The 13,838-nt window shown below is 69.2% G+C and carries 11 protein-coding genes; 5 read left to right on the forward strand and 6 right to left on the reverse strand.

All coding sequences use genetic code 11. The features are described 5' to 3' along the window. Nucleotides 1–75: 75 nt before the first annotated feature. Nucleotides 76–1,911: a hypothetical protein gene (locus IT184_09775; GenBank protein MCC7009093.1), complete on the forward strand. Its 1,836-nt coding sequence runs from the start codon at nucleotides 76–78 to the stop codon at nucleotides 1,909–1,911. Here the strand turns inward: IT184_09775 and IT184_09780 are convergent. From IT184_09780 to IT184_09805, 6 genes are all read right to left on the reverse strand, one after another. Continuing rightward, complete coding sequence (locus tag IT184_09780) at nucleotides 1,904–2,761, reverse strand: class I SAM-dependent methyltransferase (GenBank protein ID MCC7009094.1); 858 nt, start codon at nucleotides 2,759–2,761, stop codon at nucleotides 1,904–1,906. The two genes, IT184_09775 and IT184_09780, sit on opposite strands and share 8 nt — an antisense overlap. A gap of 3 nt (nucleotides 2,762–2,764) precedes the next feature. Then, nucleotides 2,765–3,430 carry a class I SAM-dependent methyltransferase gene (locus IT184_09785; GenBank protein MCC7009095.1) on the reverse strand — a complete coding sequence of 222 codons (666 nt, stop codon included), beginning with the start codon at nucleotides 3,428–3,430 and terminating at the stop codon, nucleotides 2,765–2,767. A gap of 1 nt (nucleotide 3,431) precedes the next feature. Further along, on the reverse strand, nucleotides 3,432–4,289 hold the full coding sequence (locus IT184_09790) for a ThiF family adenylyltransferase (GenBank protein MCC7009096.1): 858 nt from the start codon (nucleotides 4,287–4,289) through the stop codon (nucleotides 3,432–3,434). A gap of 36 nt (nucleotides 4,290–4,325) precedes the next feature. Further along, on the reverse strand, nucleotides 4,326–5,135 hold the full coding sequence (locus IT184_09795) for a hypothetical protein (protein MCC7009097.1): 810 nt from the start codon (nucleotides 5,133–5,135) through the stop codon (nucleotides 4,326–4,328). Between the two features lie 202 nt (nucleotides 5,136–5,337). Then, nucleotides 5,338–5,850: an OmpH family outer membrane protein gene (locus IT184_09800; GenBank protein ID MCC7009098.1), complete on the reverse strand. Its 513-nt coding sequence runs from the start codon at nucleotides 5,848–5,850 to the stop codon at nucleotides 5,338–5,340. 84 nt (nucleotides 5,851–5,934) lie between these two features. Beyond that, nucleotides 5,935–6,735, reverse strand: a complete 801-nt coding sequence (locus IT184_09805) for a hypothetical protein (protein MCC7009099.1) — start codon at nucleotides 6,733–6,735, stop codon at nucleotides 5,935–5,937. A 498-nt stretch (nucleotides 6,736–7,233) separates the two neighbouring features. Here IT184_09805 and IT184_09810 point away from each other — a divergent pair, with 498 nt between their 5' ends. Genes IT184_09810 through IT184_09825 form a run of 4 tightly spaced genes read left to right on the forward strand, consistent with a single transcriptional unit; the run spans nucleotide 7,234 to nucleotide 13,828 of the window. Further along, complete coding sequence (locus tag IT184_09810) at nucleotides 7,234–9,507, forward strand: tetratricopeptide repeat protein (protein MCC7009100.1); 2,274 nt, start codon at nucleotides 7,234–7,236, stop codon at nucleotides 9,505–9,507. Next, on the forward strand, nucleotides 9,508–11,793 hold the full coding sequence (locus IT184_09815) for a Gfo/Idh/MocA family oxidoreductase (protein MCC7009101.1): 2,286 nt from the start codon (nucleotides 9,508–9,510) through the stop codon (nucleotides 11,791–11,793). Continuing rightward, a complete protein-coding gene (locus IT184_09820) occupies nucleotides 11,790–12,590 on the forward strand; it encodes an ABC transporter permease (GenBank protein ID MCC7009102.1) in 801 nt (266 codons plus the stop codon). Before IT184_09815 ends, IT184_09820 begins: the two co-directional genes overlap by 4 nt. Further along, nucleotides 12,590–13,828, forward strand: a complete 1,239-nt coding sequence (locus tag IT184_09825) for an ABC transporter ATP-binding protein (GenBank protein MCC7009103.1) — start codon at nucleotides 12,590–12,592, stop codon at nucleotides 13,826–13,828. The genes IT184_09820 and IT184_09825 overlap by 1 nt, the downstream gene beginning before the upstream one ends. The last annotated feature ends 10 nt before the right edge of the window (nucleotides 13,829–13,838 follow it).

Below are 13,838 nucleotides of genomic sequence, written 5' to 3' on the forward strand. Positions count from 1 at the left end.
GGCACGACCAAACCCTGGAGCGGGCAACCGCTCCAGGGTTTCTTTTTGAAGGCCGCTCCACTACCCTTCATCGCCGTGCAGACAGCCGTCCGGTCGTCGAATCGCGACCAGGCGTCGAGCACCACAGGATCCTTCTGGCCCTGGCTCGCCGCAATCGCCTTGGTCGCGCTCGTCTTCGTCGCCTTCCAGCCCGCGCTCGACAACCCGTTCGTAGACTGGGACGACGAGGAGAACTTCGTCGAGAACCCGTACTACAAGGGATTCGGCTGGAGCCAGATCTGGTGGGCGTGGACCGGCGTGCGCGTCGCCGTCTACCAGCCGCTCGCCTGGATGCTGCTCTCGGCGCAGTACGTGGTCTGGGGATTGGACGCGCGCGGCTACCACCTCGTCAGCCTGCTGATCTACGCGGCGAACACGGTGCTGTTGTTCGCGCTCGTGCTCGCGCTCCTGCGCCGGGCGCACCCGATCCGATTCGCACGGCACTCGGGCCTCGCCGTGATGAGCGCGGCGACGGCGGTGGCGCTTTTCGCCGTGCACCCGTTGCGCGTCGAGCCCGTGGCGTGGGCGTCCTGCCAGCCCTATTTGCCCTCCGCCTTCTTCTACCTGCTGTCGCTGCACGCGTACCTGCGTGCGTTTCCAGACCAGAGTCTCCGGCGTCCTGGGTGGTTCTGGACGGCGTTCGCCTGCATGATCTTCGGCGTCCTCTCGAAGGCCGTCGCCGTCACGGTGCCGTTCGCCTTGCTCCTCCTGGACTTCTACCCGCTGCGGCGTGTCGCTCTTTCGGCCGATGCGACGGCGCGCACGCGCCTCCGCCGAGCGATCGTCGAGAAGTGGCCGTTCTTCGCCGTGAGCGTGCTGTTCATGGCGATCGCGACGATCGTCAAACCGCACGAGCCGCTCGTGGTCGTCGATTCGTCGCCGTATCTCATCCGGATCGTCCAGTCCGCCTACGCGATCTGGTTCTATCTCACGAAGAGCATCGCGCCCTCGGACATCAGCGCGTTCTACGGCAACCCGCGCGCGACGTTTCCGATCGCGGCGCCGTTCTGGCTCGCGCTGGTCGCGGCGGTCGCCGTCACGAGCGCCGCGCTCCGACTGCGCGCTCGATATCCCGCGTTCAGCGCGGCATGGCTCGGATACCTGGTCATCCTGGCACCGAACCTGGGTCTCGTGAAGATCACCACGCAGGTGGCGACCGACCGCTACGGCTATGTCGCCACCATGCCGCTCGCCGCTGGCCTCGCCGGCATCTTCTGGTTTCTGCTCACTGGATCCAACGCCCGCCGGCTGGCGGTCCCTACGTTGGCGGTCGCGATGGCGGTCGTGCCGGCATTGGTTCTGGGGAGCCGCGGACTGAGCCGCACGTGGAGCTCGTCTGAAACGCTGTGGCGACACGCGCTCGACCATGGCGGCCACGATGTTCCCGAGATCCACAGCCATCTCGGCGCGGAGTTGGTCCGTCAGGATCGGCTGGCGGAAGCCCGCATTCACTTGGAAGAGTCCGTCCGGCTTGCGCCCAATTCTTCGGGGCCGCAGAACAACTTCGGTGTCGTCCTGGCGCGGGTGGGCATGGTGGCGGAAGCGGAGAAGCATTTCGTCCAGGCGCTTCGGATCAATCCCCTTCATGACGAAGCCCGCGCGAACCTTGGCGCGGCGATGATCCGTCGCGGCGCCATCATGGAAGGGCTGGCGCAGTACGTCGTCGCGCTCGAGTCCGATGCCGAGAGCTCTGCGATCCCGAAAATGGAGACGCTGCTCGCGATGCACCGGCGCGATCTGGCCCCGTCCATCGTCGGACCGTTGGAAGCCGTCGTCGACGCCCCGCACGACGCCGGCGCGCTGGCGCGGCTCCGCGACGCGCTCGGCCCGCGCGTAGCGGAGGCCCGACGTGTTGGGTCCGCGCCTAGGTGAAGTGCCGGCTGCCTCGCATGGCGCGCAGCGTGACGTGCTCGCCCTTCATCGCGAGGCTCAGTCCTCTCCAGCGCCGGTCGATGTACGCCTGCAGCTCGGCGGCCGGCGCCACGCGACTCGGCGTCTGCACGAAATAGAAGAAGTCGAGCAGACGGCTGCGTGCGAAGGTGAACGGCCGCGGCAGCTCTGCCGCGGCGAACTCGCGAACGAGCGGGAGCGGGAACGCCGCCTGTAGTGAGAGGTCGTAATCACGAGCGGTGAGCGGCGGGGCGAGCCGCGCGACGTCCGCGACGAAGAGCCTGCGCGCCGCTTCCGATCGCAGCAGCGCGAAGTCGAAGAGGTAGAACGCGCCGCCGGGCTTGAGCACCGACCGGACCCGCCGGAACACCTGCCGCAGGGAATCCTCGTCCGGCAGATGGTGCAGCGCGGACGTCGAGATCACGACGTCCACGGACGCGTTCGGCAGCGACGGCAGCCGGCGGATGTCCTCCTCGAGCGTCGAGACGTTCGACAGCCCGTGCCCTTCCGCCTGCCTCGACAGCTCGCGGAGCATCGAGCTCGACAGGTCGGCGCCGATGAACGTCACGTCGCGATAGAACGGCGCCAGCTCGAGCAGCAGCGGTCCCGGCCCGCACGCGAGGTCGACGACGACGTCGCCGGGCCGGATGATGGAGGACAGCTCGCGCAGGTGGTGGAGTTGGAGCGCCGACGTCGGCCCGCCCCACGCGTACGCCTGGACGTAGGACCGCACCTGCTCGGCGTCGTCCATCGCCTCGGCCGGCTCCGGGCGCCGGATGGGCGAGGTGCGCGCCCGCGCTTCGTGCCAGAGAACCACCGGCAACGGCACCATGGGTTACGCCGGCTTGCGCGCGGTGACGTCCATGCAGTTGCCGTGAATGCGCTCCGAGATGGTCTCGAGGCCGGCGGCGGAGAGCGCTCGCCGCACTTCATCGGCCGCGTACGGCCTGACGAGGATTCCCTTGCGTTGCCCCCAGGCATTCAGCCGGCGCGCGATGGCACCGAACGGCCACACGCCACGCGGGTGCAGCAGGACGTTGATGGCCAGCGTGCCGCCCGGCTTCAGCACGCGCGCGATCTCGCGAAGCGCGCCGTCCACGTCCGGCAGGCAGTGGATGGCGTTGGCGCAGTTCGCGGTGTCGAACGTCCGGTCGGCGAACGGCATCGCCGCGGCGTCGGCACGACGCAGTTCGACGTCCGGCTGCCGCGCGAAGCGCGCCGTGGCGCCCGCGAGCATGGAGTCGGCGTAGTCGACGCCAACCACGTGTGCCGCGGGCAGACGCTTCCAGCGCCGCCATCGCAGGATCAGCTCGAGCAGCGTGCCCGTCCCGCACGCGACCTCGAGGTGCTCTCGGCCGATGTTCGGACCGAAGAGCCGGAGCTGCGTGCCGAGCGTGCTGTTGTAGGCGAACGTGAGGATGAAGAACCCGCGCAGGTCGTACCACCACGGCGGCGAGCTGTAGGCCGCGGCGATCTCGTCCCGGGATTTCGTGACAGCCACGTCAGAGTCCGAACTGCCGCTTGGCGATCGCGATGGCGGCACGATTCAGCGGATGACGGTTGCCGCCCGGGCGCCACGTGCGGCGCAGGCGGTTGCGGTAGGCGTCGATCTGAACGCCGTGCGGTGCCGACCACACCTTGCCGCGCCCGAGCAGCAGCTTCAATGCCTCGGCCGCGGCCACGCCCGCGCAGAGCTGGCAGGCAATCACGGTCGACGGACCTCGCCGCTCGCGCAGGTTCACCGCCGAGGGATCGACGAGGTAGGAGCGGTGCAGCAGCCCGGGTGCGAGGCCCACCAGGAACCGGATGGCCTTCTCCTCGTCGGAGCATCCAGACAACTGGAAGTAGTCCTCGAACGTCATGCCGCCGGGGACGAACGCGAGCAGCGCCGCGCTCATGCCGAGCGGCGCGACCGTGATGGCTGGGATTCGGCGCGCCGCGCAGTACGCGAAGACCGCTTCGCGCGCCGCGAAGGCGAAGGCGTCGAGCCCGTCGACGTACAGATCGGCGGCTTCGAAGAACTGCGGCAAGGTGTCGGGGCCGACACCACCGGGGAACACGTCGATGTCGCAGTCGGGGTTGATGTCGCGCGCCATGGCGGCGAGGACGTCGGCCTTGGAGCGGCCGATCGTCGACATCAAGGCGCCGGCCTGCCGGTTGAAGTTGGCGAGCTCGAACTCGTCGGGATCGGCGATGCGAAAGCGCTCGACACCCAGGCGAGCCAGCGTCAGGAGATGGAAGCCGCCCACGCCGCCGAGCCCGGCGATGGCGACGCGCTTCTCACGCAACTGCTGCTGCTCGGCAGACGTGACCCACCCGATGTTGCGCGAGAAGGCGGTCCTGTAGTCGAACGGGATCATCGGGACGGCGGCGCCGGCACGCGGCGCCGTAACGGGTCAGGCGGCGACGGACGCGCCGGCCGGGATCGCCGCGCTGGCGGCGGCAGGGGTGCACACGTCGACCTCCCCCAACACGTCCGCGAGCGCCCGCACGAGCCGCTCGTACCGGCTGTGGGGCCTGAGCGAGTCGAAGCGCAGGAGCTCCATCTGGCAGCCGTATTGAGGATCGAAGTACGGCGGCAGCACGACGCCGGCGTGCTCGAGGCGGGCGCCGCCGAGCCGCCGGAGCATCGCGGCGGACCCGTGACGGGTCGTCGCCGCGGCGACGGCCAGGGCACCGCCGAAATGCCGGAGCAGGCTGAAGGCGGACAAGGCGAGGACGACGCCGTCGGCTCGACAGCGGCGAGCCGCCGCGCAGGCCCAGCCGCCGACCTCGCCGTAGGGAGCCTCTCGGGCGGCGGCAGCCGCCAACTCCGCCTCGAGCGCGGCGCGCACGTGGCCGCCCCACGCGTCCTCGTCGAACACCGGAGCGGTGCTGACGCGAAGATCGTCGACCGGGCCCCGCGCATCATGCTCGAGATATCGGATACAGGCCGCGGGCTCGCCATCCTCGTCTAGACGGACGACGTGCCAGCACCGTTCGTCTTCGTCGGTCTCGTGCCGGCCGTCGGCCGAGAGCTGTCGCACGGCCCCGTCTTGCACGTACACGGCCCCGCGCAGTCGTTGCACGGCGTCGAGCATCGTCCGCCAGCGGCCGGGATCCGTGCGTACTGAGGTAAACGTCTCGGGTATCGCGCGACCTGGCGGGGCGAGGAGCAGCAGTTGGGAACCGGCGGACAGAATCTCACGCTCGAGCAGGGTGCGCATACGGCGTTCTCCCACCGCCCACACCCGACTTCCGGACGCGAGCGCGACGGGCGATTACAAGTTTCGTGCCGTAACTGTGAAGCGCTGTGCGCACTTTCGGTTCGACGATTCCCAACCTCTGGCCGCGCGGCGCAGCGTAGTTATGCCCTACCCGTGTAAGTATTTCAATCGAGAACTGCGCAGAAACGGGAAGATCCGGTCCTTATTGGGCGGCCGGCGCGTTGAGACGTTCGATGACGGCGTTCGTGAGGTCCAGCGAGGGACCCACCCAGACGACGGCGGTCTCGAGGTTGAGCACGACGTCGACGCCGCGTGCCTTCGCGAGCTCCTCCAGCACCGTCCTGACGACCCGGCCCAGATCGGCGTTGAGCTGACGTTGGAGCGCCTGGACGTCCACTTGGGCCTGGGCGGCCGAGCGTTCGAACTCCGCGCGCTGCTGCTGCTCTTCGCGAAGCAACGGAGCCAGCGCGCCGGCGTCGGGTGCCTGGGCAATCCGCTGCCGCAAGGCCTCGATGGCCTGCTGCCGCGTGCGCAGGTCGGCGTTCCGCTGCTGCTGCAGCGCCTGGACCTTCGCGACGGCCGCCTTGCCGGGCGCCGACTCGGCCGAGATCCGCTGGCTGCTGACCACGGCGATGCGCAACGGCGCCGGCGCCTGTGCGGCGTTGGCGGTGGACACAACGGGCAGGAGCCCGAGAAGGAGAACGAGCGTCCGCATGAAGCCTCCGTCGCCGCCGATCATACGTCGGAGGTCACGCGCCGCGCCGGCCGTGTCGAGAGGACTCAGACCGCGATTGTGGACTCACGCCACCGACGTCTCGGCCCAGGCCGGCGACGGCGACACGACCGGCACCTCGGCCAGTTGGGCCCGGAGGGCGTCGATGATCCGGTCGTATTTCGGGTTCACGGTGCGCGAGTCGAATCGCAGCAGCTCCATCTCGCAGTCGTACTTCGGATCGAAGTACCGCGGCACGGTCACTGCGCCCATCTGCAGCCGCGAGCCGCCGAGGCGGCGGAGGATCGTCGAGGAGCCGTGCCGGACCGTGGCGGTCGTCAGCCCCAACGCGCCGCCGAAGAAGCGCCCGAGGCTATAAGCGCCGAGCGCGAGCATGAGACCCTCGGCGGTGCATCGGCTTTCCTTCGACACGGCCCAGCCGCCGATCTCCGCGTACCGAAGCCGTTCCCACCGGGCGCGGTAGAGCTCGAGGGTGACGGCCTGGCGGAGCACGGTCTGCCACGCCGGATCGCCCGCCAATGGGCAGGACTTCACCCGGAGCTCGTCCATCGACTCCGCGTTCTCGTGCTCGAGGTACCAGACGCACGAGCTGATCTGCTCGTCGCGGTTCATCATCAGCAGGTGCCAGCTCCGTTCGTCCTCAGGCGTCTGGTGCAGCCCTCCCGCCGCCAGCTCGTCCGGCCGCACGGCCCCGTCGTCGATGTACACGCGCGCCCGAAGGCGCTGGATCTCGGTGATGAGCGCGCGCCAGCGTTGGCTGTCGCTCGTGACGTCCCGGAAGGCCGGCGGGACGGCTTGCCGCGGCGGTGCGACGAGCACCAGCCGGTGAGGGAGCGAGGCGATCTTTCGTTCCAGCAGGCTCAACATCCGCGTCTCCTGCCGGCGCGTCGACGCGCGCGCGGCGGCGCCACGCGACAGTCCAAACGCCGTGCCCGGTCGTCCGCGTGGGTGGCGCGCCGATGGATCGACGTGGTGCTGGCAGGCAAGACCCTTGTTCCTTCAACGACTTACGGGCTTCAGCACCGCGCCGTCACAGACGACGTGTCGGCCGGCATGTCGACGATCCGGACGAACGAACCGCACGGTTTCGACCGTCGCGGCACAGAGCTGTAAGCGGCACCGCCGAAGAGTCCTGACGACAAGGAGACAATCGATCGTCTTGCTGGAACCATTAGTCGCCTCGGAAGCAGACTCCGGCTTCAGGTCCAGGCATAACGTCCGCCAGGCCAAGTCGGAACACGCTGAGGCACAATGGCTTAGCGGCGCTGGCCGCGGGTAGTGGTCCGGGGCGAGCCCTTTGCTACCTTCACTTGCCGCTCACGTTCGGCCGGGCCTGGCCGAACACCACACCGAGGAGGCCGTGGAGTGAACGTTCGAACCCGATTGTCTGCCACCGGACTGTGCGTCGTGCTCGCCCTTGCCGGCTGGGCGTGCTCCAAGGATCCGGAGGTCGCCAAGCGCGAGTTCGTTCAGAGCGGCGACAGGTTCTTCGCGGAAGGCAAGTACAACGAAGCGATCATCCAGTACCGCAACGCCATCACCCAGGATCCGCGCTTCGGCGAAGCCCGCTTGAAGCTCGGCGATACGTACGTGCAGACGCGAGACGCCGCGGGCATGTTGCGGGAGTACGCGCGCGCGGCGGACCTCTTGCCCGACAACGTCGATGCGCAGATGAAAGCGGCGGAAGTGCTGTTGCTGGCGCGCCGCTACGAGGACGCGATTGCCCGCGCGCAGCAGGCGCTCGTCAAGCAGCCCGGAATGGTCGAGGCGCAGATTCTGCGCGCCAATGCGCTCGCCCGCATGAACAAGCTCGAAGACGCGCTGGCCGAGGTCGAGAGCGCGATCAAGAGCGATCCCGATCGCGCCGAGTCCTATGCGAGCCTCGGCGCCGTCCAGATGCTCCGCGACGATCAGACCAGGGCGGAAGCCGCATTCCGGCAGGCGCTCACCACGAACCCCAAGGATGAGCGTGTCCATCTGGCGTTCGCGAACTTCCTCTGGGCCACCGGCCGCCGTCCCGAAGCGGAGACGGAGCTGAACGTCGCCCGGCAACTGAACCCGAAGAGCCTCACCGCCAACCGGCTGCTCGCCTTCCTCAAGATTGCGTCCCGCAAGCCCGCCGAGGCGGAGCAATACCTCAAGGTCGTCGCGGACAACGAGCCGAACGGCGAGGGCAAGCTTCGGCTGGCGGACTACTACGTGCTGCTGCGCCGGGTGCCCGATGCCAGACGCGTCCTCGAGGACGTCGAGGCCAACCACAAGACCAGCGCCAGCAACGCGACCTTGCGTCTCGCCGCGCTCGGTTTCGAGCAGGATCGCGCGGCCGCCATGAAGCTGGTGGACACCGTCCTCGCCGCTGAGCCTGGCAACGCCATGGCCCACGTCGCCAAAGGTCAGATGCTCGTCGCGATGGGGCGCGCAGACGAAGCCCTGCGTTCCGCCGAGACGGCCGTGAAGTACGACCCACGGCTCATCGAGGCGCAGTTGCTGGCGGCTCGTCTGTACGACGATCGCGGCATGGAAGCTCAGGCCATCGCGGCGTTCACCGCGGCGCTCGACCGGAACCCGCGTCTGGCCGCGGCGCACTTCGGCCTCGCTCGCGCGCACTTGAAATCGGGCCGCATCAAGGAAGCCGAGCAATTCGCTCACAACGCCATCGGCATCATTCCCGGCTATCCGGACGCGCATCTGCTGCTCGCCCACGTCCAGTTGTCACGCGGCGACGTCGCGAAGGCCGACCCGGTCATCCGGGCAATCGCGAAGGCGTATCCCGGCTCAGCGCTGGCGCAAACTGAACTCGGCGTTTTGGAAGCCAAACGCAACAACAGGGCGGCGGCACGGCAGGCCTTCGACCGTGCCTTGAAGGCCGACGCTTCGTATCTGGATGCGTTGGGCGGCATCGTCGCGCTGGATTTCGCCGACGGAAAGCCCGAAGCGGCCAAAGCCACGATCGATGCAGCGCTCGGCCGGCGGCCAGACGATGTGCGGCTGCTGCTGCTGGCAGCGCGAACGGCGACCGCACGACAGGACGTGGGAACCGCGGAGCGCTACCTGACGCGGGCCGTCGAGGTGGCGCCGTCCAGCCTCGACGCGTACGAGGAGCTGGGGCAGTTCTACGTGCGGCAGCGTCGTCTACCGGAGGCGACCGCCCAGTTCCAGAAGCTGGTGGAGACCCAGCCGCAGGCCGTCGGCCCGCAGACGGCCCTCGGGACGCTGCTCTACCTCCAAGGGAAAGCGGGCGACGCGAGGAGCAAGTTCGAACAGGTCGTCGCGATGGATCCGCGCGCGGCGGTCGCCGCGAACAACCTGGCGTGGATGTACACGCAGAGCAACGAGAACCTCGACATGGCGCTGCAGCTCGCCAAGGCGGCGAAGGCCGAGCTGCCGAATCGTCCTGAGATCAACGACACGCTGGGCTTCGCGTACTACAAGAAGGGCCAGCACTCGATGGCGGTCGACACGTTCCAGGAGGCCATCAAGGCCAACCCGAAGAACGCGCTCTATCACTACCATCTCGGCTTGGCCTACGACGCGCTCGGACAGAAGGAGAAGGCGCGCGCCGCGCTGGAGGAGTCGCTCAGGCTCGACGGGACGTCTCCGGCGGCCGCGCCGGTCCGTCAGGCGCTGGCGGCGCTCTGAGTGGCGGCCAGCACGCAGGATGTGGCCGGCAGCGTCGACGTGAACGCTCCGCGCACCGGCAGCGGCCCCACGCCGCTCCGGCTCGCCGTCGTCGGCTGCGGCGCCGTCGCGAAAGCCAACCTGCTCCCGGTCCTGGCCGGCCACGACGCCGTGCGCCTGGCCGTGCTGGTCGATCGCGACCTCGGGCGCGCGCGCGAGCTCGCGTCCTCGTACGGCATCGGCCGCACCGCCACCGATCTCGACGCGGTCGTCGACGACGTCGATGCGGTGGTGCTGGCGACGCCGCCGGCGCACCATGCTCCCGCGACGCAGGCGCTCGCCGCGCGCGGCAAGCACGTGTTCGTCGAGAAGCCGATGGCCGTCACGCTGGCCGACGCCGACGCGATGGTCGCGGCGGCCGACCGGCACGGCGTCGCGCTCGCGGTGGGTCTCTATCGACGCGTGCTCCCTGCCGTGCGCCTGATGCGCGCGTTGCTCGAGCGCGGCGAGTACGGCCGGCCGGTCGCCATCGACGCCGAAGAAGGCGGCCCGTACGGCTGGCAGCTCGCCTCGCTCGACGGCCTGACGAAAGCAGCCGGCGGCGGCGGCGTGCTGATCGACATCGGCTCGCACGTCATCGACGTGGTGCTCCACATGGTGCCCGGCACGCCGCGCCTCGCGCGCTTCGAGGACAACGCGCGCGGCGGCATCGAGACCGACTGCGTCGCGCACGTGGATCTCGCGACAGGCGGCGGCACGATCCCGTGGCGGCTCGAGCTGAGCCGCACGCGCGAGCTGCGCGGCAGCATCAGGATCCGCTGCGAGCGTGCCACGCTGGAGCTCCTGCGCGGCAACTTCACGGAGGTGCTCGTCCATCCGAACGACGGCGACGCCGACTCGCCCTTCCGGATCACCGCGAGCTGGAAGGGCCAGGTGCCTTACATCGGCTACCAGGCGTTCCGCGACGAGCTCGACGACTGGATCGGGGCGGTGCAGCAGGGAACGTCGCCGCTGCTCTCCGGACGGTCGGTGCTCCCCGTGGTGGGGCTCATCGAGCAGTGCTACGCGACACGCCGGCCGATCGAGGAGCCGTGGACGGACGAAGGGCTCCATCCTGAGCAACGGCCGGCGCGAACCTCCAAGCGCGGCCGTGTGCTCGTGACCGGGGCCGGCGGGTTCCTCGGCGCGCGAACGGTCGAGCTGCTGCGCGAACGCCACGGATGGGACGTCGTCGCGCTCGTGCGCGAGCCGAAGAGCGCCGCGCGCCTGGTCCAGTGGCCGCAGCAGATCCGGCTCGGCGACGTCTGCTCCCGCGCCGACATGGACCGCGCACTCGAAGGGTGCGACGCCGTCGTGCACTGCGCCGTGGGCACGTCGTGGAAGCCCGAGGAGACGCGACGCGTCACCGTGGACGGCACGCGGGTCGTCGCCGAGGCCGCGCTCGCGGCGGGCGTGTCACGCTTCGTCCACATCAGCACGATGTTCGTGCACCGGCGGGACCGGGGCGACGTCGTGGACGAGTCGACGCCGCTCGAGCCGCCGATCGCCGATCGCTACGCCCAGAACAAGCTCGCCGCCGAGCAGGCCCTGGCGCAGGTGGCCTCGCGGGGGCTGTCCACCGTGATCCTGCGGCCCGCGCGCATCTACGGACCGTTCTCCAAGACCTTCACCGTGCGGCCGCTGCAGGCGATCGCGGACGGCACGTTCGCGATTCGCGGCAACCCCGAGGTTCCGGCGAACATGGTCTACGTGGACAACGTCGTCCATGCCGTCGCCTGCGCGCTCGACGCGCCCGCCGCCGCGAACGGCGGCGCCTTCCTGGTGTCCGAGCCGGACCAACTGTCGTTGGAGGCGTTCTACGCCTACTTCGCCGCCGCCGCAGGACGACCGATCCGCGTGGTGCCGGAACAGCCGGGGGTGACGCGTCCGGCGCCGACGCTGATGGGCCGCTGGATCGGCGGCCTGAAGACGATTGCGCTGGCGCCGGAAGTCCGGGCGCTCGTCCACCGCGTCATGGACACCGATCCGGTCGGCACGCTGCCCCGCCGCCTGTGGGAGGCGTCGCCGGCCATGCAGGCCAGGCTGCTGAAGCTCTTCCGCGTGGACGCGGCCGTGACCTACCGGCCCGCGCCCAGCGCCGGGGCCGCCGACCTCTTGTACTACGGCGACCCTGGCCTGGTTTCCGCCGCCAGAGCCGAACGCGATCTGAAGTACGCCGCGGCCGTACCGCCGGCCCGCGCCATGGCCCTCACGCTCGACTGGGCCATGTACGCCCGCCTGCTGACCCGCGGAACGACGACGACATGAACACGCTCTGGCTCGACATCAAGGAGATGCTGCGCGAGCAGTTCGAGTATCGCGAGCTGCTCTACCGCTTCACGACGCGCGACATCATGCTGCGCTACAAGCAGACCGTGATGGGCTTCGCCTGGGCCATCTTCATGCCGATCATCAACACGATCGTCTTCTCGGTGATCTTCACGCGCGTGGCACCGATCCAGACGCCCGTCCCCTACCCGCTCTTCGCCTATTGCGGGCTCTCGGCGTGGAATCTCTTCGCGTCGTCGGTGCGGTTCTCCGCGAGCTCGCTCAGCGGCAACCCCGGCCTGGTCTCCAAGGTGTACTTCCCGCGCGAGATTTTCCCGTTCTCGGCCATTCTCGTCTCGCTCGTCGACTTCGGCGTCGCCACGATTCTGATGGCCGCCATGATGGTCTACTACGGCGTGATGCCGACCGCCGCGATCCTGCTCCTGCCGGTCGTCGTCCTGGTCCACCTCACGTTCACGGCGGCGGTGGGCCTGATCGTGGCGGTCGCGAACCTGTACTACCGCGACGTGAAGTACCTGCTCGAGCTCGTGCTGACCGTGTGGATGTTCGTGTCCGCCGTGCTCTACCCCACGCAGCTCATGGGCGGCACCATCGCCGCCGTCGTCCGGTTCAATCCGATGACGCCGATCATCGATGGCTACCGGACGACGCTGCTGGGCGTGCCGATGGCGGACCCGCTCGCGTTCGCGGTCACGGCCGTGCTCTCCGCGCTGCTCCTGCTGTGGTCCTGGGTGATGTTCCATCGATCGGAATTCACCTTCGCGGAGAACATCTGATGCAGCCCCACGTCGTCTTCGACCATGTGTGGAAGAAGTTCCGGACGGGCGAACGGCACGACAGCCTCCGCGATCTGATTCCTGCGATGATCAAGGGCCTCGCGAGGCGGCGGCCGCCGGCGAGCGAGCTGCAGCAGCAGGAATTCTGGGCGCTCGAAGACATCTCGTTCGAGGTGTCCCCGGGGCAGGCGCTCGGCATCATCGGCCCGAACGGGGCGGGCAAATCCACGATCCTCAAGCTGCTCACCCGCATCTTGAGGCCCAATCGCGGCCGCAGCGAGGTCCACGGCCGGATCGGCGCGCTCATCGAGATCGCCGCGGGGTTCCATCCCGACCTCACGGGACGCGAGAACGTGTTCCTGCAGGGTGCGGTGATGGGCATGACGCAGGCCGAGGTCGCCGCGCGGTTCGACGAGATCGTGGAGTTCGCGGGCGTCGGCCAGTTCATCGACACGCAGATCAAACGGTACTCCTCGGGCATGAACGCGCGGCTCGGCTTCTCGATCGCGGCGCACCTCAGCCCGGACGTCCTGATCATCGACGAGGTGCTGAGCGTCGGCGACATGGCGTTCCAGGAACGCTGCGTCGAGCGCATGCGCCGCTTCAAGCGCGAGGGCGTCACGATCGTCTTCGTCTCGCACAACCTGCAGGCCGTGACCGAGCTGTGCGACGCGGCCCTCTACCTGAAGCGGCAGGTGCGAGCGATCGGCCCGACGCTCTCGGTGATCGATCAGTACGTGCGCGACGCCTTCGTGGCCCCGGAACAGGGGCCGGCGGGCGCGGAACTGACGATCGCGTCCGCCGAGCTCGTCGACGCGGACGGCCGGCCGGTGACCGGCGCCGTCTCGCCCGGACAACGGCTCCGCCTGGCCGTGGAGTTCACGAACGGCGTGCCGCTCTCGGAGCTGGCGCTGGCGTTCAGGGTGCTGCGATCGACCGATCAACTGCTCGTCTACGACGGGCAGTTCTCCCAGGCCGAGCTCGGCCTCGTGCTCGACTCGCCCGGCGCGTTCCGGATCGACTTCGCGTTCGACGTGAACCTCACGCGCGGGCAGTACTACATCGATCTGCTCGTCGGCCACAGCGGCTCGCAACGCCAGCTCGCGCGGATGACGCCGGCTGGATACCTGACGGTGTCGGAGACGCGCACGTGGGGCGGCGTCGCCGACCTCGATGCGCGCCCCTCCGTGCATGCCGGCGTGCGCCGCTCGCTCGAGGCCGCCGGCCGATCCGCGTGACGGGCCATCG

Source organism: Acidobacteriota bacterium, from assembly GCA_020853395.1.
In the GTDB taxonomy this organism is placed as follows: Bacteria; Acidobacteriota; Vicinamibacteria; order Vicinamibacterales; family SCN-69-37; genus JADYYY01.

Bases quoted from the DNA above. Each gene is read 5' to 3' on its own strand.
- IT184_09825 (MCC7009103.1), top strand. From the start codon at position 12,590: ATGCAGCCCCACGTCGTCTTCGACCATGTGTGGAAGAAGTTCCGGACG.
- IT184_09805 (MCC7009099.1), bottom strand. From the start codon at position 6,735: ATGTTGAGCCTGCTGGAACGAAAGATCGCCTCGCTCCCTCACCGGCTG.
- IT184_09800 (MCC7009098.1), bottom strand. From the start codon at position 5,850: ATGCGGACGCTCGTTCTCCTTCTCGGGCTCCTGCCCGTTGTGTCCACC.
- IT184_09790 (MCC7009096.1), bottom strand. From the start codon at position 4,289: ATGATCCCGTTCGACTACAGGACCGCCTTCTCGCGCAACATCGGGTGG.
- IT184_09820 (MCC7009102.1), top strand. From the start codon at position 11,790: ATGAACACGCTCTGGCTCGACATCAAGGAGATGCTGCGCGAGCAGTTC.
- IT184_09780 (MCC7009094.1), bottom strand. From the start codon at position 2,761: ATGGTGCCGTTGCCGGTGGTTCTCTGGCACGAAGCGCGGGCGCGCACC.
- IT184_09795 (MCC7009097.1), bottom strand. From the start codon at position 5,135: ATGCGCACCCTGCTCGAGCGTGAGATTCTGTCCGCCGGTTCCCAACTG.